This window comes from Roseofilum capinflatum BLCC-M114 (assembly GCF_030068505.1).
GTDB classification, from domain to species: domain Bacteria; phylum Cyanobacteriota; class Cyanobacteriia; order Cyanobacteriales; family Desertifilaceae; genus Roseofilum; species Roseofilum capinflatum.
In genome coordinates this window covers 38857-56197 of the sequence record NZ_JAQOSO010000019.1, presented here as the reverse complement: position 1 = coordinate 56197, position 17341 = coordinate 38857, and the positions used below count along the sequence as shown (strand labels likewise).

The following is a 17341-nucleotide window of genomic DNA, read 5'->3' as shown; positions in this document are numbered from 1 at the left end:
GGGCAGGGGGATGAGGGGCAGCCATTACACAACTCATTTAGGTTTGCTATATACCAGGAAAAGATTCAACGGTCTTGATTTTCACATCCGGGAAACTCGTTACATATTTAATCTTAAAATCCGGAAAATGCTCGACCTGCTTCCATTTTCCACAAGCATCGGGAAAATGGTCAACCCATTTAACGTTTAGATCCGGGAATGACTCAACCACCTGCACCTGAATATCGGGAAAATGCTCCACCACTTGCACATTTCCATAGAGCTGAATGCCGTTAAAACTGCAATTTTCGGAATTAATTCCATCCTCTGTTTTTCCCGGCAGAGCTGCTAAAATGATAGCCAGAAAAAGACTCAGACTGAAAAGCGCTATTTGTGGGAGCGATCGCCGCATGATTTGACCTCTTTTCATTTCACCCAATTATGCTATAATATACTGCTATCCAATCAGTGTTTCAAAACCGTGTCTAGACCGATCGCTGTAGACTTATTTGCCGGTGCAGGAGGGATGACCCTAGGTTTTGAGCAAGCGGGGTTTGATGTTTTGGCATCCGTAGAAATAGACCCCATTCACTGCGGCGTTCATCACTATAATTTCCCCCATTGGACGACTCTTTGTGCTGATATCTCCCAAATTACCGCCGCAGAAATCCGAGAACAATCAGCCATTGGCAAGAAACCCATTGATGTAGTTTTTGGTGGCCCTCCCTGTCAAGGATTCTCGGTAATTGGTAAACGCGCTTTAGACGATCCGCGCAATACCCTAGTTTATCATTTTATCCGCCTTGTTCAGCAACTGCAACCCAAGTTTTTTGTGATTGAAAATGTTAAAGGCATGGCCATGGGAGAGCATCGTTTATTTATCCAAGAAATTATTGAAAAGTTTGCCTACCATGGTTATAAAGTGGATCGCAACTACAAAATCCTCAACGCTCGTGACTATGGCGTACCTCAAAACCGAGAACGACTCTTTTTACTGGGATGTCATCAAGAGTTGTGCCTTCCCCAGTATCCCCAACCCTTAACCCACTTCACTTCAACTCAGATCAGTAACCCTGAACCCTACTTCGATCCCCATCCCACCGTTAAAGATGCCATTGAAGGACTACCTAAAATTTATCGATATCCAGAACTCGACAGCCAAGATTGGGTCATAGCTCCATTTAGAAATCATAGTCATTATGGTAAAATTTTACATGGAGTATTGAAATTAGTGGATGATTATTCTTATCCTCGAAAGTATGATAAAACCCTGTTGACTTCCAGCTTAAAAACTCGTCATACCCCTGAATCCATCGAGAGATTTAAGGCAACAAAACCGGGAAAAGTGGAACCGATTAGTCGATTTTTGAGGCTCGATCCCAAGGGACTCTGCAATACTTTAAGAGCAGGGACACCCGGCGATCGCGGTGCGTACACTTCTCCCCGTCCCATCCATCCCTTTGAACCGAGATGTATCACCGTTCGCGAAGCTGCCAGGCTCCATTCTTATCCCGACTGGTTTCGGTTTCATCGCACAAAATGGCACGGGTTTCGCCAAGTGGGAAATTCAGTTCCCCCATTTTTAGCCAAAGCCGTCGCTGCTGAAATTGGCAAAGCGTTAGGCTATGCTCCCGTGCGTCCCCGTAAAACGATTCAACTCGATCGCGAAGCGACTCCACAGGAGTATCACACCGATTTATTAGAATGGGATAGCACCACGGCCGCCCGTTATTATAGAGTACAGTAACCCACGTAGTAAAGGCGATCGCCCGATGACAGGCGAGTTAGAGGAGAAGATTAGAACTTATATTGGGCGATTTGCTGTTGCAGATATTGGTTGGGTTCGGTGGGATCAAAGCGACCAAACTTGAGGTCTTCGTAGCGCAAAATGAGGGTAGGGGGGGTTTGACCCAATTGTTTACTCAATTGTCGGGCAAGTCCAGTCATAAAGACTTGATCGGCGATCGCCTCATGCTCAAAATTATTCTGAGTCAGCAGTCCCCAGCGCTGGCATTGGGTGGTCATCCAATAGGAAAAACTTTTCCATGGATAGGGGTCAAAGTCAATGCGATCGGGAATGTTGCGGCGCACTCCCAAGCCATCCTCAAAGTTGCCGGTTAATACGGCGCTAACGGTGGCAAGATTAGCATTAATGTACTCTGGGGAGGCGATCGCCTGAGCCACTTCCTGTCGATGTTGGCCTTGCCGGGCATAATTTGCACTGTCAATAATGGCTTTGTTGAGAGCGCGGAAGGTACTGGGATGCTCTTTAATCCAAGCAGACGATGCCGTGAAGGAACAGCAGGGATGACCGGGCCATAGTTCTTGAGTGAGCAAATGGATAAACCCAATGCCTTGCTCGACGGCCTGTTGATTAAAGGGTTCGGCTACAATCATGGCATCAATCGTGCCATCCTGAAGACCCCTGAGCATTTGGGGCGGCGGTAAAGTGACTAATTGTACGTCGCGATCGGGATGGAGTCCCCCCACGGCTAGGTAGTAGCGCAACAGCAGGTTGTGCATGGAATAGACGAAGGGAATGGCAATGCGAAAACCCTTGAAGTCACTGGGGCCTTTCACACTTTGCCGATGACGGGAGGCTACGGTGATCGCATTACCATTAATGTTTTCAATGCTGGCTAACTTGATGGGAGTGGGAACCGAGCCAAGACCTAAAGACATGGCGAGGGGCATGGGGGAGAGCATATGGTAGGCATCGAGTTCACCGGCGATCGCCGCCTCTTGTACCTGAGTCCAACTGTTCATTTTGATCAGTTCCACGGTTAAGCCATATTTTGCATAAAACCCTAGGGGTTGGGCCATGATGATCGGGGTGGCACAGGTAATGGGGAGAAAGGCGATTTTCAGGTGAGTTTTCTCTAGGCGGGTGGTGGGAACCTCTTCGGCAAAGGGGTCTGGAGAGTTGCCTAAGCCGGTACAGTTGGTGAGGGTGGTGACCATGGCCCCCAGGAGCAGATGTTGTAAAAACTTACGCCGGTCAAAATGAGCGGAGGGGGCAGGGGGAAGCCCACCCTCGGCGAGCAGGCGATCGCCAAAAGCTGCCCCGATCACACTCCTCATTCCCCCGGCACGGTTGAGCAGGTCTTGCCAAACCTTAAGGGATGCAGGCGATCGGGACTGGGCAAGTATCCCCTCTAACCTAGACTGAAGTTCTAAGTCCTGGCAATAGGGACAGGCGATCCCCCCGATATGACTGTGGGTGGACAAGTTCAGCATCTTATTCATGACTGATTACTCATAACTCATAACTCATATCAAGTCCGGTTAAACAGTGGTCATTGCGACCGCAGGGAAGCAATCGCCGAGTTTACTAGGATAGGCGAGATTGCTTCATTCCGCTCCGCTCCATTCGCAATGACATACTAATAGCTAGTCTAAATGAGTTGTGCAACGGGAAATGCCCTCTCCCTTTCATGTCCGAAGGAAAATCCCTCTCCCACGGGAGAGGGACTTTTCCCCGTCTCCTGCGGGAGAAGGGGGCAGGGGGATGAGGGGCAACCATTACATAACTCATTTAGGTTTGCTATATAACTAATCCAACGAACTTGATATCATTACTCAACTCAACTCATTCAAACCAAAGCTCTGAGATTATGTAAGGCACGATTGAGTTGATGCATCCCCGTGCGGAGTTGACTAACTCCCAAAGCATTATTTTCGGCTGCTTGATTAATATCATTCATCGCCGTCAAAATTTGCTCCATGGCCTGGGCTTGTTGTTTAGCATTCAGAGCCAATTCTTGGTTATTGCTCACCACATGCTGCACAGCATCGATCACCCCCCTAAAGGCTTCAGCCATTTCTTGACCGATTTCCACCCCTTCGGCCACCGTTTGAGTCCCCACTTCCGTTGCTTGGGCAGAGGTGTCAATTTCCATACGAATTTCTGTAATTAGGTCATCGATCTGCACGGCTGATTTTTTGGTCGTATCTGCCAGGGTACGAATTTCTGCCGCAACCACTGCAAACCCTTGGCCCTTTTCTCCCGCTCGTACCGCTTCAATACTAGCATTGAGGGCAAGCATATTGGTTTGGGTAGCTAATTGTCTCACCACTTGGGTAATCTTTTCGATCTCCACGGATTTAACCGTCAGTTGATCGCTATGCTGGCGAATTTCTCCCACTTTAGCTTGTAAATTGCCGAGACCGGTTAACGTGCGTTGTACCGCAGCTTGACCCTGTTCTGAGAGGATTAAGGCTTGGTTAGCTCCGATCGCCGAGTAATTGGTTTGTTCTTCGGCATTACGAAGGGAGGAGCCGAGTTGATCGAGGGTGGTGGAGGTTTCCCGCACTGCGCTGGCTTGTTGGGTGCTATTGCGTTCTTGTTCTTCCAGGGTATTGGCGATCGTTTCGGATGTAGCGGCGATCGCGCTAGTCTCTTGAATCATCTGCTGGCTAATGGCAGTAGCAATGCCTATACCCAGCCCGAAAGCAATCACAGCAGAAATTCCAGCAATGCCGAACACCAACAAGGTTAACCCTTGCAGCGCCTGTTGCTGTTTCCCTTGTTCCTCATCGAGCATCCTTTGATCGTTGGCTTCAAACCGAACCACCAAGTCCTCTAGATTTTGGGTAATGGCTTGCACCTCACCCTCTAGCCAAATTTGCTCAACTTTCTGGGGTTTGCCCAATTGTAGATAGGAAATCAAGCGCCGATACAACTCATTCATGCGATCGCCCACTTCAATAATTTCATTCAGCGTCTGTTGCTGTTGCGGGTCTTGAATCAAGGCGCGAATAATCTCAGATTGGTTGTAGAATTGGGTATCCCAATATTCATAGCGCTCTAACTCATCAGCTCTTTGTCCGAGCAAATAACCCCGGCCGGCTTTTTCCAGTTCCGCAATACTAAAGGCCAGATCTTGCACCTCATCAATATTTTTGTGCAAAACCGTAACTCTTTTGGATCGTTCCTGCACCACTCTCACCCCCTGAACATAAACCAAAATTGCCGTCAACACTGATAAAACCACCGGAATAGAATAGCCCAGCAAAATTGAATTTCGTAGCTTAAACTGTTTGAGCAACTCGGTCGTTTGCAGAGGAGTTTCTATCATAGAACAATTCTCTTTTCAGGTTAGAACAGTTTGGTTTGCAGATCTATAGCAATTCTAAATGAGTTATAAATCATTGCCCCTCATCCCCCTACCCCCTTCTCCCACAGGCGCTGTCCTGAGCGAAGTCGAAGGGAGAAGGGGAAAAGTCCCTCTCCCGTGGGAGAGGGATTTTCCGCAAAGCGGACATGAAAGGGAGAGGGCTTTTTCTATTTCACAACTCAAATGGACTTGCTATAGGTTAAGTTTAGGTCATAATAGCTCCCCCCATTAACTGTTCATAGCGCCGTTGCAATTCTTGATTAATGAAGGGATAATTTCCCAACTCTGGATCTTCAGCAATCAAAGTTTCCGCCGCTTCCCGTGCCAACATCAGAATATCCTGATCTTGGACTAAACTGGCTAGAGCAAAATCCGGTAAACCCGATTGACGAGTACCTAAAACCTCCCCAGGGCCGCGAAATTGTAAGTCCATCTCCGCAATAAAAAAGCCATCCTGAGACTGTTCTAAAACATTTAACCGTTGGCGAGCATCAGGATTATTAGAATTCGTTAACAATATACAATAGGATTTATGGGAACCTCGCCCCACTCGTCCCCGCAGTTGATGCAGTTGGGAAAGGCCAAATCGTTCCGCATTTTCGATTAGCATCACCGTAGCATTGGGGACATCAACCCCCACTTCAATCACCGTTGTCGAGACCATAATTTGCACCTCATTGTCTCGAAACGCGGTCAACACTTCATCCTTATCCGCCGCACTCATGCGACCATGGAGTAAACCCACTTGAAATTCAGGAAAAATGGTTTCCGAGAGGTTTTTATGTTCGGCGATCGCGGCTTTAGCATTCAGTTTATCAGACTCCTCAATTAACGGAAACACCACATACGCCTGTCGCCCTTGGGCAATTTCTCGGCGCATCAGTTCATAAACTTTTTTGCGTTCTTTATGGGTTGAAGCCAGGGTTTCTATGGCTTGTCGTCCGGGGGGAAGTTCATCAATTTGACTGACATCTAAATCTCCATGCATGGTTAACGTTAAGGTTCTCGGAATGGGGGTTGCCGTTAAACTTAAAACATGGGGAGATTCTCCTTTTTGCTGCAAGAGTGCCCGTTGTTCTACCCCAAAGCGGTGCTGTTCATCAATCACCACTAAGCCTAAACGATGGAAGTTTACCCCGTCTTGAATCAGGGCATGGGTTCCCACCAGTAAAGGCAATTCTCCCGTTTCTAAATGGGCGTGAATTTCGCGGCGCTTCTTCACTTTCGTGGAACCGGTGAGCAGTTCCACCGGTAAATGGAGACGGTTAAACCAGGTGACTAATTTGCGGTAATGTTGCTCGGCTAACACTTCCGTAGGAGCCATGAGCGCGGCTTGATATCCGGACTGAATTGCCGCTAGAATCGCCATTACCGCGACGATGGTTTTGCCGGAACCCACATCCCCCTGCACTAAACGATTCATGGCAGTGGGCGATCGCAGATCGCTTAAAATTTCATTCACCACCCGTTCCTGTGCCCCCGTTAGGGCAAACGGCAACTCCTGATAGAACTGATCCATTAATTTGCCCGTCGGCATTAAGGGAATCGCTTTCTGATTTTTCTTCTGTTTATGTCTGCGCTGAAGAAAGCCTACTTGCAAATAGAAAAATTCATCAAAAATCAGTCGCCGTCTGGCTTGCTCTAGATTATCTTGATCGTCAGGAAAATGAATTTGAGTAATTGCTTGAGAGAGTCCCACTAAATTATAGGGCGCTAAAATGGGTTCAGGGACTGGATCGATTAATTGCTTGGCAGTCGGTAAAACTCGCCAAATCGCTTTACGAACCGTATCGGCTGTCACCCCTTCCGTTAAGGGATAAATGGGCACAATTTGACCCACAATCAGAGAATCCAATTCTCCGGAAGATTCTAAAACCTCTAATTCGGGTTTATCTAACGTCAGTCCATATTTATTCTTCTTCACCAAACCCGAAGCCGCCACAATCGAGCCAACCGGATAATTGCGTTTCTGGCTTTCTTGCCATCCCCTCTGAGTAAAATAGCCTCCGGCAAAAAAGCGGGAGATTTTTAATTGTCCTGTGGCATCTTTGAGGACAAGTTCTAAGATGGTGAGTTTCTTATTGCGCGGAGAAGAAAAACAGTTAATGCGCTTGACTTCGCCAATTACGGTGACGGTTTCCCCTGGTTCTAAATCGGCGATAGAAACTTGTGAGGCATAATCGGCATGGTTGCGCGGATAATAAAATAGGAGATCGCGAACGGTATTTAAGTTCAGTTTGGCTAACTGTCGCGCATGATACACCGAAAATTCAGGAAGCTCCTTTAAAAGGCGATCATGCTCCGTCGTCTCTGGCAGTTTTTCGCGCACCGTTGCCGCAGGAGCAGGTTTTGGGGAAGGAATCGCTGGGGGGTTCTGAAAGCGCTTTTGGGAGTCTGAGAGAAACTTCCGCGCCTGAGCAACAAGCTGTTGGCGCTGGGCAAATGTAAACTGGGGATAGGTTTGGAATTGATCCGAGAGTTGCGTCCATTGGCGCTTTTCCCGTGGCGAAAGGGACGCGGGAGGGTTAGCAAAACTGAGGCTGAGGAACTGACTAAACCGATATTGTTTGCCTTGCAGGTCATTAAATCCGCGCTCCTGTTCTACTGTCAAGGCTTTTTGGAGTCTTTGCCAGTCGGGTTCTTGAGTCATGGTGCTGAGAAGGCAGATAGGCGAGGGTGGGGCTGTTCCCCTTGATGATAGATCATTAGGCTCTAGGGCGGAGTAGCAGATATCGTAGGGTGGGCAGGAGTAGGCAGCAATATGATTCAAACCCTGCCAGCATACCCTGCCCAAGGAACACCAGAGACCCGATCTCTTAAACTTAAAGAGAACATGAGAATGGGTCGTTTATGATGGAAGCACAACCCACCGAGGTTGCTTTAGCTGTTCTTTACCGTGAAAATCGCTATCTGATGCAACTGCGCGATCGCATTCCCAATATACTCTATCCAGGGTTTTGGGGCTTGTTTGGCGGTCATTTAGAGCCGGATGAGTCCCCAGATGAAGGTATACGACGGGAATTGCTCGAAGAAATTGGCTATTGTCCCCCAGAATTGCATAAATTCGGCTGTGATACCGATCCAGGAATTGTGCGCCATATTTATCATGGCCCGTTAACCGTGCCACTGGAGAGGCTAATTCTCGGTGAAGGGTGGGATATGGAGTTAATTACCCCAGAGCAGGTGCAGGAAGGGCAGGCGTTTTCAGTCAAAGCCAATGAAGTTCGACCTTTGGGAACCCCCCATCAACGCATTGTATTGAGTGTGATTAACGCCGGTTGGGGGTAAGGTGTTGGACTTGGCGAGCGTCTACCAGGATAGCTGAAAAGCCGCGATCGCTCAAAGACATTAAGGTAGCGGCGGCTTCTTCTTGGTTTTCACTCTGGAGCGCCAGTAAATAAGAATTTCCCTGGAAATTTACCCAATAAATAGCAGTTCTCAGAAGGATTTGTAGTTGCCGAGCCGTATCTGGTTGATTATTGGAATTAACTAACACGGCAAATCCTGAACTGAGGGAGGGTAAACCTGGGTTTGGATTCGGTTGAACTACCCTTTGACCTGAGTCGGGGTCAATCATCAGCGCTTGTAAGCCCGTATTTTCAGTAATATATTGGCTCCAACGCTGACTCACTTGGGCATTAGCGAGATGACGAATTTGGATAACCATTTCCTGATTGTATTGACAGACTTGGGCTGTTTGATTCGTGGGTAAAAGATATTCAAGCACCAGTTGCTGACTAGAGGAGTCAGGCGTTTGCACCAAAACCATATATTCCCCTGGGTTGGGTGGAGGACAGGGGAATGGGCGGGTTTGACCCCAGGCAGGGGGAGACAATAGGAAAACAGTGGACAATCCGGCGATCGCCCGGAAAACTTGAGCCAGACTAGAGTTGTGCGGGTAAAAAGGCATAGGAGTAGAATCGGTTGTTTGAGTGATTAGTTTTCCCTGTTTCTCTCCTTGCCTACACCGATTTAGTCTGACCCATAACTGGGCCTCAATAGACTTTAAGACGAAGCAACAAGGGAAGCTAAGGGATCGGGGATCGGGTCTGATGGGGCTTCAAATTCACCCGTCAGCACATATTCTAAGCGAAGTTTGAGCCAGGTTATAAATTGAGGGTCTGTTGAGATAATGGCGGCTGCCGGTTGGGGACATTTGGCTTTAGCCGCAGATAGTTCGGGCGCGTCTAGAAAAGCGGGTTCAGGAACTAACCAAAAGTCAATTTCTTTTTCTTTTTCTTGGTAATTCCGGGTTCTTTCGCGCAAGACTTCTTCTAGGGGTTCCTCTTCCATGAGGAATTTTTTGCTGGCGAGGACGTAGTGATAAGTGGTCATAGGGTTTGGTTTACGTGAACACAGAGAGTTATTTTACCGGTAAATGGTCACGATGGGGGAATTGGTAAGGGGCGATCTTTCCCATTATTAAGGGGTTGTGCCCAGGATGGCGTGTTTCATCTCCCGCACGGCTCGTTCTAGGCCGACGAGGGCAGCCCGACTAATAATGGTATGGCCGATGTTGAGTTCTTCCATGCCGGGAATGCAGGCAACGGGATAGACATTCCAGTAGGTGAGACCATGGCCAGCGTTGACTCGTAAGCCTAGGGTACGGGCTTGTTCGCAGGCTTGGGTGAGCAGGTGTAGTTGGTCGCGTTGTTCGTTTTCTTGATGAGCTTCGGCGTAGGTTCCGGTATGCAGTTCGATAAATTTGGCTTTGATATCTGCTGAGGCTTTAATCTGGTCGGGGTTGGGGTCAATAAACAGGCTGACGGGAATACCGGCATTTTGCAGGGTTTGGACGACATTGGCGAGTCGTTCTCCTCCGGCAATAATGTCTAAACCGCCTTCTGTGGTCACTTCCTCTCGACGTTCGGGAACTAGCGTGATATAGTCGGGTTGGATCTCTAAGGCGATCGCCACCATTTCCTCCGTAGCAGCCATTTCTAAGTTCAGATGAGTCCGCACCGTCTGGCGCAAGACTCTCACATCTCGGTCTTGAATATGGCGACGGTCTTCCCGCAGATGCACCGTAATCCCATCTGCGCCACCGAGTTCAGCTAACACTGCGGCCGCCACTGGATCGGGTTCTACCGTCTTCCGAGCCTGACGAATCGTGGCAATATGGTCAATATTTACACCTAATGTGGGCAATCATCTACCTCCTATACTCTGTAATCAGAATCTATAGGGTTGATTATACTCTAATTGCTTGCGCTTACTGAATTGGCTCTCGATCGAGGTACTGATTACTGAAGAAATTACTGAAGACCCATTAATTCAGGCAAAGGGGAAAGAAATGTCCCACCGGGCCAGTTCCTTGACCAATTTCTAAACTCCATTTCAGGGCTTCAGTGACATAGTGTTTCGCTTGACGCACAGAGTCTCCTATAGAATGGCCGGTGGCTAGATTGGCGGCGATCGCTGCTGAAAGAGTACATCCGGTTCCATGGGTATTACGGGTGTCGATACATTCCGTTTCCAGCACTACCATTTCTTGGTTATCAAGCAGAACATCAATTCCCCGTAATTCTCCGGTCATTCCTCCGCCTTTAATCAAAACTCCCTGCACTCCAGATTGCCATTTTAGGGTTTCAGCCGCTTCCTTCATTGCCTGTAAAGAGTTGATTTCTACACCCGTGAGCAACTGAGCTTCATAGCGGTTTGGAGTCACTATAGTGGCTTGGGGGATTAACGCCTGTTGCAGGGTCTCTACTGCTTGCCGATCGATCAGTTGGGCCCCACTGCGAGAGACCATCACCGGATCGACAACCAGGGGACGCAGTTGCAGAGTTTGCAGGCGATCGCTCACAGCCTCAATAATCTCCGCATTCAGTAACATCCCTGTTTTCAAGGCCTGAACCCCCAGATCGTCAACCACTGCATCGAGTTGAGCCACCACAGCTTTTGGAGGCAAGGCATCGACTCGGTTAACGGCCACAGTATTTTGGGCCGTGACGCAAGTGAGAGCGGACGCACCATGGACACAATGAAACGCAAACGTGCGTAAATCTGCCTGAATGCCTGCGCCTCCCCCACTATCCGATCCGGCGATCGTTAGTACAACGGGAATTTTAGACTGCATCAACTCCTCCTCCTAGTTTCTAGGGGGACGACGACGTTGGAGGAAATCAGGAATATCCAACCCTTTAGGTTGAGGACTCATAGGAGAAGGACTCGGAGAAGGAGCTGGAGCCGGAGAAGGGGTAAAGGGCGCTTGATAGGTAGTGGGATTCGATCGCTGCTGTTGTACTGTTGCCGATGAGGAAACTTCCCCCGTAAACCCGGTAGCAATCACCGTAATCCGGATTTCCCCTTGTAGTTTTTCATCAATCACCGCACCAAAGATAATATTGGCATTGGGATCGACCGCCTCGTAAATCACCTCAGCCGCCGCATTCACCTCGAATAGAGTGAGGTCACTCCCACCCGTAATATTCAGCACTACCCCTTTCGCGCCATCAATAGAAGACTCCAGCAAGGGCGACGAAATAGCGGCGATCGCCGCCTCCCTCGCCCTCGACTTACCCGAACCACCCCCAATACCCATCAAGGCCGATCCCGCATCCGCCATTACCGCTCGCACATCGGCAAAATCCACATTCACCAAGCCGGGAACCGTAATAATATCCGCAATCCCCTGCACCCCTTGACGCAGAATATCATCAGCGACCCTAAACGCTTCCTGTACCGGTGTTTGCTCAGAAATCACCGACAACAACTTATCATTGGGGATCACAATCAGCGTATCCACCCGACTTTTCAGGGCTTCAATCCCCTGTTCGGCTTGACTCATCCGCCGCCGACCTTCAAACGTAAACGGGCGAGTCACCACCCCCACCGTCAGGGCCCCGACTTCTTTCGCCACTTCTGCTACCACTGCCGAGGCTCCCGTTCCCGTGCCACCCCCCATACCAGAGGTAATAAACACCAGATCCGAACCTTCCAGAGCCGTAGCCAGTTCATCACGGGACTCTTCTGCCGCCTTTTGTCCGATCGCCGGATTGCCCCCTGCACCCAGTCCACGAGTTAACTTCTGCCCAATTTGCAATCGATTCAGGGCGGCTGAACTCACCAAGGCTTGGGCATCCGTATTAATTGACCAAAACTCTACCCCAGAGACCTCATTAATCACCATCCGGTTGACCGCATTACCGCCGCCCCCCCCGACACCAATCACCTTAATTTTGGCCACACTACTCGGTGTAATATTTTGTAATTGATCTTCATCGCTTACCATCTGTTGATGCCCTTTAGAATAAGAAGAAGAGACTCCAGCACTTTTAAATGGATTTCCTGAATCCACGGCCGTCGAAGCATTGGATTGACTATCGCGATTCGAGTTGAGGGGGACATTCCCCAGCTTCTGATTGGGAGGTGTCATGGGCAGTTGCTTTACACAGTAAATATCAATGAATGTATAGTATCAAGATGGTTAAGGATTGACACCACTAGTCAGGTTGGCACAAATGGGCCCTAGCGCTCACTCCTTATACCCGCAAACTTGGCCAAGCCAGGGACTTGGCGGATTCACCATACCACCGATGAAGCTTATCATAGCTTTTACTCATGAGTTTATATATTCAGCTTCAGGTTCTCTCATCGAGTCAAGGGGGAATCGTTACCAGAAGTTTATCAGACTTCCCTAGAAAAAACGTTAACTCTTCCCTAAATTTACCGATTCATCCTCTCATCGGTCAGAGTTCTCTCAATTTTGAGAAGGGTTGAATGGGGTTGAGGAGGACTTGATCTCAATCGAAGGAGCGTCTGGATTTCTCAGATCAATATAGTTCATTTGCCCAGGAGCGACCTGCTTATGTAGCTCTCGCATCTGATCGAGCAGTTGTACTTGTTTAGCAAAGTTGGGGGTATAGGTTCCTAGATGCACTTGGCCTAATTCTGTGGTGAGGATTAGGTTTTTAGGGTCTTCCCAGTTGAGTTTGGTAATGTGAACGGGAGACTCCTTGAGAACTCTATAGACTTGGGGCCAATGGGATTGATAATGGCTAAGTTGGCCCATAACTTTCAGGGGAGGAAGAGGAAAATCGGTCAATTGGGTGTAGTTTTCCAAGGGCATCCAGATTCCTTGTTCATCAATTAAACCCACCGTTTTATTGTGTCGAGAGGTCATGGCGATCGCCACCGGAAACCGCTCCTTCACTTCAATGTGTAATCGCAGGGGAAACAACTGACGAGTGACTCGCGCTTGCGCTACGGGGCCATTCACTTCTAAGGTTTGGGCAATTTCATGGGGTTCGAGTCGAAAGACCGATTGAGGATACTCGATCGGTAAAATCTCCCGCAAGGCTTCGGCGGTCACCAATTGATTGCCCGTAATCACTACTTGTTCGGGATCGCGGATCGCCCAGTTAGGTTGGGTGAGCAGCCATCCTCCCCCATAGGCGATCGCCCCAACAGCCACGGTTTGCCACAGGGTTTGTAGTACCTTCAACCGTTGCCTTTGGCGGAGTTGTTTGCGTCGTTCGAGTAATTCCTGTTTAGAAATCGGTTGAATAAGGGTCATTGTTGGAATAGGAAAAAGGCAAAAGGCAAAAGGCAAGAGGGAATGGGGAATGGGGGATAAGGGGTTTTACCCCTCTACCCACAGGACTCTTAACCCTCGTTGTGCTGCAACCACTCCTGATTTAAATAGTTCCCCCATTCCCTGGCCAATTGTGCATCTGTGAAGGGAATTTTCACAGGTTCCTTTTGTCCTTTCAACTGTAAGGCTAAGGTTACCGTTTTTCCTTGGGGGGGTTCATCCCTGACTATTTCCCCATCGACCCACAGTTGCAGGCTTTCCAGGTCACTTAGAGCTAAAGTTTGAGGGTTAATCACCCCGGAAACCGTGGGTTGACCCCAAGTTAGGCGATCGCCTTTTTGTCCCAACGCCGCATAAATATCATATTTATAGCGCTCAAAGTCTTTAGCCCAATCTTCATAGACTTGTAATTTCCGGTATTCCCTCCACCCGGCCCAGGTTAATCCAATAAATACGGCCAGTAAGGGTAACCAGAGTAAACCTCGTTCCATAATCTTTCTCGTTCGTGATTTCTGGAGATGGAAACCATTTTTCCGCTATCGCCAATCTGAAAAGAATCGTTAACAATCCGGCTACAGGCCCCCCAAATCCCCTTGGGGATGAGTTATGGTTATAAGAGCTTCTCAGTTAACTTCTACTCCTAAGTATCTGTGACCACCGAATCCCGATTGTGTCAGCAATGAAAAAATTTCTACTCCTGTGCTTATTTATTTTTACATTAGGGTTTGCCCTATTCAACTCGGAAGGATTAGCAACCCAAGGAACCTATCAATCGATTATCCTGGATTTTCGCGAAGAGCGGGCCAACCAAATTCCTGAATGGGTGCAAACTCTTCATCAAGAGTATGGCACAACTCCGCGACTCAATAGTGAATTTTCTCTTGACGATCATGTTTATATTGTCGAGGGCGATCGCCTCTTGTTAGAGCAATTGCAAGCTACAGACCTGAAAAATTATACCGAAAGTATTGAGCCGAACTATATTTATCAGGCCACAGAGATCCCCAACGATCCCGATTATGCCAAACAGTGGAACCTCCGCAGTATCAATATGGAGTCCGCTTGGGATGACACCAAAGGCCAGGGGGTAACCGTGGCGGTGATTGATACGGGAATTACTCAAGTTCCCGATCTTAAGGATACGAAGTTTGCTCAGGGCTATGACTTTGTAAACGATCGCATCGAAGCCAAAGATGATGCCGGTCATGGAACCCATGTAGCCGGAACCATTGCCCAATCGACCAATAATGACTACGGGGTAGCTGGGATCGCCTATGAAGCCAAATTAATGCCCCTGAAAGTCTTGGGAGCAAGCGGGGGCGGCACGGTGGCTGATATTGCCGAGGCGATTAAATTTGCTGCCGACCATGAAGCCGATGTGATTAACCTGAGTTTGGGGGGAGCAGGGGAAAGCGCTCTGCTCAAAGAAGCGATCGATTATGCCTATAACAAAGGCTTAGTCGTCGTGGCAGCAGCCGGGAACTCCAATCAGAATGCTGCCAGCTATCCCGCTCGCTATCCCCATGCGATCGGGATTTCTGCCCTCGATCCCTCTGGCGCAAAAGCTCCCTATTCCAACTATGGCGCGGGGGTAGACCTCTCGGCTCCCGGCGGTTCAGAAGCCGGTAAAATTCTGCAAAACACCATCGATCCCCAAACCGGAAAAGCCGTCTTTGAAGGCTATCAGGGAACCAGCATGGCCGCGCCCCATGTGGCCGGAGTTGCTGCTTTAATTAAATCAGTGGGCGTAGAAGACCCGGAAGATGTCCTCAAAATCCTCAAAGAATCATCTCGTGCAGTGGAAGAAGACCCCCTGAATCATTTTGGCGCGGGTCAATTAGATGCCGGAGCCGCCGTTAAACTGGCTCTGAAAGGTCAGATTACGTTCAAAGACTTCTTCCGGTGGTTGCGGGATAATGGCTATCTGAATCCTCGCTTCTGGATCGATGGTGGGGCGATCGCCTTAATGCCCAAAATTGCCATGGTACTCGGTTCCTATCTCCTCGCTTGGCTGCTGCGGAACTATTTCCCCTTTGCCTGGAGCGGATCGTTAAGCACCGGTTTAGTGGCCGGAAGTACCGGACTATTCTTCCTCCGAGGATTATATTTCTTTGATGTTCCCCAATGGCCCTTCCGGATGATGGGCAGCTCGATCGCCGAATGGGGTAACGTCATTAGCGGCAGTCCCTTACTCAACCCCATTTTCGCCAGTGTTTTGATTCCCCTCATCCTAGTGATTGCCCTCTTGGGGAATCCTTCCGGGAAATGGTTAGCCATTGGCACAAGCTTAGGATTTGCCAGTTTCCTAGGCATTAGCGCCGTCACTGACCCGGCAATGCTCTGGTTAGGATCGGGTTGGCCCGCTCAACTGTTCCTAGGGGTAAACGCCCTCCTCTGCTTCGCCCTTGCTCGTTTAGCCGTCACTGGAGAAGGAAAAACCGCATGAGTTTAACTGTTAATGGGGTGATTGAACATAAACCCATGGGCCCGGGCACTTGGGCCCTAGTAGCCGATGGGACAACCTATGAACTCAAGGATGCTCCGGATGAGATCAAGCAATCTGGGCTTCAGGTCAAGGTTGAAGGAACCATTCGCGAGGATGTGATGACCTTGGCTATGATTGGCCCGGTTTTGGAAGTCCATTCCTTTGAAGTTCTATAAATCTAAGTAGTGGACCGGCAAGCTTAAAATTGGGGGTAAGAGTGTAGGTTGGGTTGAGGAACGAAACCCAACACCCGTCTGACGAAAGTTGGGTTTCACTTCGTTCAACCCAACCTACAGTTTTAAGCTTGCCAAGCCAGTAGGGTGGGCAATGCCCACCTGACTGGTTTTTAACTCTAGCGAGACTGGTTTTTAACTCTAGCGAGCGAGACGCTCGCACTCCCCAAAATTCCAAAACTTACTCCATAAGTTTGATGGAAAAATCAGCAAACGTAATCGTATAGCTATCCTGTTTTTGCTCGGTAATAAACCTCAAAATCGCTTCCGAGGCTACCGCAACCGTGAGTAAGACCAAATTGCGGGCGAGGGGATAATCACAGATATCATCATTGACGGGTGAAGGGACGCGATAATGATCGTTCCAAATAATTTCCCCATAGTCTGAGGCTAATCCAATATGTAGACAGGGAATTGAATGACTGCTGCAATAGTCTTTGACGCTTTGGCGACTGGGACTGTTGTCAAAGGTATCAATGACTAATGAGGAACCTTTCAGGCATTTATGAACGGTGTCATCGGTTAACCGTTGATTGATACTCTGTAAACTGATGCCGAGAGCGCGATAGAGAGTATTAGTAAGGATTTTAACTTTATAAGCGCCCACATCTGATTGATAATAGGGTTGGGTGGAGAGATTACGCTCTTCAATGCGATCGCCATCAATCACCTTAATTTGAGTTAGTCCTGTTCGGGCCAGATTTTCCGTCAGATTGCCCCCCAAAGCACCCGCCCCACAAATGGCGATCGGAAAGTCCTTCAGCCGTTGCATAACGGCTGCTGTACGATGTAATTCTTCATGAAAAAACATGGACATGGTGATACCTGACAGATCTGACAAGGGGGATCTCCATTGTATAATGTTAAAATGTTAAAGGTTAAGCCTTATGGTAGATGCAGAATCAATTGCTTTTATAGTGTAAAATAATATACTATTAATAACACTCCCTCTTTTTTCTGAGTATTGACTGATCTGCTGACCCTGGGGCGA

General features: G+C 48.7%; 16 protein-coding genes. 4 read left to right on the top strand and 12 right to left on the bottom strand.

Going from position 1 to position 17341, the window contains the following annotated elements; genetic code table 11:
• Nucleotides 1-46: 46 nt before the first annotated feature.
• Complete coding sequence (locus tag PMG25_RS04525) at nucleotides 47-409, bottom strand: 7(1) septoil knot domain-containing protein (RefSeq protein WP_283765719.1); 363 nt, start codon at nucleotides 407-409, stop codon at nucleotides 47-49.
• 51 nt (nucleotides 410-460) lie between these two features.
• On the opposite strand from PMG25_RS04525, the gene PMG25_RS04520 reads away from it, so the two are divergent.
• The gene (locus PMG25_RS04520; RefSeq protein WP_283765718.1) at nucleotides 461-1726 is read left to right on the top strand and encodes a DNA cytosine methyltransferase; all 1266 of its coding nucleotides are present in this window, start codon (nucleotides 461-463) and stop codon (nucleotides 1724-1726) included.
• A 50-nt stretch (nucleotides 1727-1776) separates the two neighbouring features.
• Here the strand turns inward: PMG25_RS04520 and PMG25_RS04515 are convergent, their stop codons facing one another.
• The 3 genes from PMG25_RS04515 to recG form a co-directional block, all read right to left on the bottom strand.
• Nucleotides 1777-3225 carry an ABC transporter substrate-binding protein gene (locus tag PMG25_RS04515; RefSeq protein WP_283765717.1) on the bottom strand — a complete coding sequence of 483 codons (1449 nt, stop codon included), beginning with the start codon at nucleotides 3223-3225 and terminating at the stop codon, nucleotides 1777-1779.
• Nucleotides 3226-3572: 347 nt separating this feature from the next.
• Nucleotides 3573-5057 carry a methyl-accepting chemotaxis protein gene (locus PMG25_RS04510; RefSeq protein ID WP_283765716.1) on the bottom strand — a complete coding sequence of 495 codons (1485 nt, stop codon included), beginning with the start codon at nucleotides 5055-5057 and terminating at the stop codon, nucleotides 3573-3575.
• Between the two features lie 244 nt (nucleotides 5058-5301).
• Entirely contained in the window at nucleotides 5302-7746 is a 2445-nt protein-coding gene (gene recG / locus PMG25_RS04505) for an ATP-dependent DNA helicase RecG (RefSeq protein ID WP_283765715.1), read from the bottom strand.
• Nucleotides 7747-7946: 200 nt separating this feature from the next.
• On the opposite strand from recG, the gene PMG25_RS04500 reads away from it, so the two are divergent.
• Complete coding sequence (locus tag PMG25_RS04500; protein WP_283765714.1) at nucleotides 7947-8384, top strand: NUDIX hydrolase; 438 nt, start codon at nucleotides 7947-7949, stop codon at nucleotides 8382-8384.
• Here the strand turns inward: PMG25_RS04500 and PMG25_RS04495 are convergent.
• The 7 genes from PMG25_RS04495 to PMG25_RS04465 all read right to left on the bottom strand — a co-directional run bounded on the left by PMG25_RS04495 (nucleotide 8365) and on the right by PMG25_RS04465 (nucleotide 14123).
• Nucleotides 8365-9006: a hypothetical protein gene (locus PMG25_RS04495; RefSeq protein ID WP_283765713.1), complete on the bottom strand. Its 642-nt coding sequence runs from the start codon at nucleotides 9004-9006 to the stop codon at nucleotides 8365-8367. The two genes, PMG25_RS04500 and PMG25_RS04495, sit on opposite strands and share 20 nt — an antisense overlap.
• A 95-nt stretch (nucleotides 9007-9101) precedes the next feature.
• A complete protein-coding gene (locus tag PMG25_RS04490; protein WP_283765712.1) occupies nucleotides 9102-9431 on the bottom strand; it encodes an MgPME-cyclase complex family protein in 330 nt (109 codons plus the stop codon).
• A gap of 87 nt (nucleotides 9432-9518) precedes the next feature.
• Nucleotides 9519-10244, bottom strand: a complete 726-nt coding sequence (locus PMG25_RS04485) for a pyridoxine 5'-phosphate synthase (RefSeq protein WP_283765711.1) — start codon at nucleotides 10242-10244, stop codon at nucleotides 9519-9521.
• A gap of 121 nt (nucleotides 10245-10365) precedes the next feature.
• Nucleotides 10366-11175: a bifunctional hydroxymethylpyrimidine kinase/phosphomethylpyrimidine kinase gene (gene thiD / locus PMG25_RS04480; protein ID WP_283765710.1), complete on the bottom strand. Its 810-nt coding sequence runs from the start codon at nucleotides 11173-11175 to the stop codon at nucleotides 10366-10368.
• Nucleotides 11176-11187: 12 nt separating this feature from the next.
• Nucleotides 11188-12474, bottom strand: coding sequence for a cell division protein FtsZ (gene ftsZ / locus PMG25_RS04475; protein ID WP_283765709.1), 1287 nt, complete (start codon nucleotides 12472-12474; stop codon nucleotides 11188-11190).
• A gap of 324 nt (nucleotides 12475-12798) precedes the next feature.
• On the bottom strand, nucleotides 12799-13614 hold the full coding sequence (locus PMG25_RS04470) for a cell division protein FtsQ/DivIB (RefSeq protein WP_283765708.1): 816 nt from the start codon (nucleotides 13612-13614) through the stop codon (nucleotides 12799-12801).
• An 89-nt stretch (nucleotides 13615-13703) separates the two neighbouring features.
• Nucleotides 13704-14123 carry a hypothetical protein gene (locus PMG25_RS04465; RefSeq protein ID WP_283765707.1) on the bottom strand — a complete coding sequence of 140 codons (420 nt, stop codon included), beginning with the start codon at nucleotides 14121-14123 and terminating at the stop codon, nucleotides 13704-13706.
• A 188-nt stretch (nucleotides 14124-14311) separates the two neighbouring features.
• Here PMG25_RS04465 and PMG25_RS04460 point away from each other — a divergent pair, with 188 nt between their 5' ends.
• On the top strand, nucleotides 14312-16078 hold the full coding sequence (locus PMG25_RS04460) for a S8 family peptidase (protein ID WP_283765706.1): 1767 nt from the start codon (nucleotides 14312-14314) through the stop codon (nucleotides 16076-16078).
• Complete coding sequence (locus tag PMG25_RS04455; protein ID WP_283765705.1) at nucleotides 16075-16293, top strand: hypothetical protein; 219 nt, start codon at nucleotides 16075-16077, stop codon at nucleotides 16291-16293. Before PMG25_RS04460 ends, PMG25_RS04455 begins: the two co-directional genes overlap by 4 nt.
• A gap of 238 nt (nucleotides 16294-16531) precedes the next feature.
• Here PMG25_RS04455 and PMG25_RS04450 read toward each other — a convergent pair whose 3' ends face one another.
• Entirely contained in the window at nucleotides 16532-17167 is a 636-nt protein-coding gene (locus tag PMG25_RS04450) for a ThiF family adenylyltransferase (RefSeq protein WP_283765704.1), read from the bottom strand.
• Between the last annotated feature and the right edge of the window lie 174 nt (nucleotides 17168-17341).

What these genes read in the sequence shown, in the direction of transcription:
- PMG25_RS04525 (WP_283765719.1), bottom strand. Translation starts at nt 409, where the DNA reads ATGAAAAGAGGTCAAATCATGCGGCGATCGCTCCCACAAATAGCGCTT.
- PMG25_RS04515 (WP_283765717.1), bottom strand. Translation starts at nt 3,225, where the DNA reads ATGAATAAGATGCTGAACTTGTCCACCCACAGTCATATCGGGGGGATC.
- PMG25_RS04510 (WP_283765716.1), bottom strand. Translation starts at nt 5,057, where the DNA reads ATGATAGAAACTCCTCTGCAAACGACCGAGTTGCTCAAACAGTTTAAG.
- recG (WP_283765715.1), bottom strand. Translation starts at nt 7,746, where the DNA reads ATGACTCAAGAACCCGACTGGCAAAGACTCCAAAAAGCCTTGACAGTA.
- PMG25_RS04500 (WP_283765714.1), top strand. Translation starts at nt 7,947, where the DNA reads ATGATGGAAGCACAACCCACCGAGGTTGCTTTAGCTGTTCTTTACCGT.
- PMG25_RS04495 (WP_283765713.1), bottom strand. Translation starts at nt 9,006, where the DNA reads ATGCCTTTTTACCCGCACAACTCTAGTCTGGCTCAAGTTTTCCGGGCG.
- PMG25_RS04490 (WP_283765712.1), bottom strand. Translation starts at nt 9,431, where the DNA reads ATGACCACTTATCACTACGTCCTCGCCAGCAAAAAATTCCTCATGGAA.
- thiD (WP_283765710.1), bottom strand. Translation starts at nt 11,175, where the DNA reads ATGCAGTCTAAAATTCCCGTTGTACTAACGATCGCCGGATCGGATAGT.
- ftsZ (WP_283765709.1), bottom strand. Translation starts at nt 12,474, where the DNA reads ATGACACCTCCCAATCAGAAGCTGGGGAATGTCCCCCTCAACTCGAAT.
- PMG25_RS04470 (WP_283765708.1), bottom strand. Translation starts at nt 13,614, where the DNA reads ATGACCCTTATTCAACCGATTTCTAAACAGGAATTACTCGAACGACGC.
- PMG25_RS04465 (WP_283765707.1), bottom strand. Translation starts at nt 14,123, where the DNA reads ATGGAACGAGGTTTACTCTGGTTACCCTTACTGGCCGTATTTATTGGA.
- PMG25_RS04460 (WP_283765706.1), top strand. Translation starts at nt 14,312, where the DNA reads ATGAAAAAATTTCTACTCCTGTGCTTATTTATTTTTACATTAGGGTTT.
- PMG25_RS04455 (WP_283765705.1), top strand. Translation starts at nt 16,075, where the DNA reads ATGAGTTTAACTGTTAATGGGGTGATTGAACATAAACCCATGGGCCCG.
- PMG25_RS04450 (WP_283765704.1), bottom strand. Translation starts at nt 17,167, where the DNA reads ATGTCCATGTTTTTTCATGAAGAATTACATCGTACAGCAGCCGTTATG.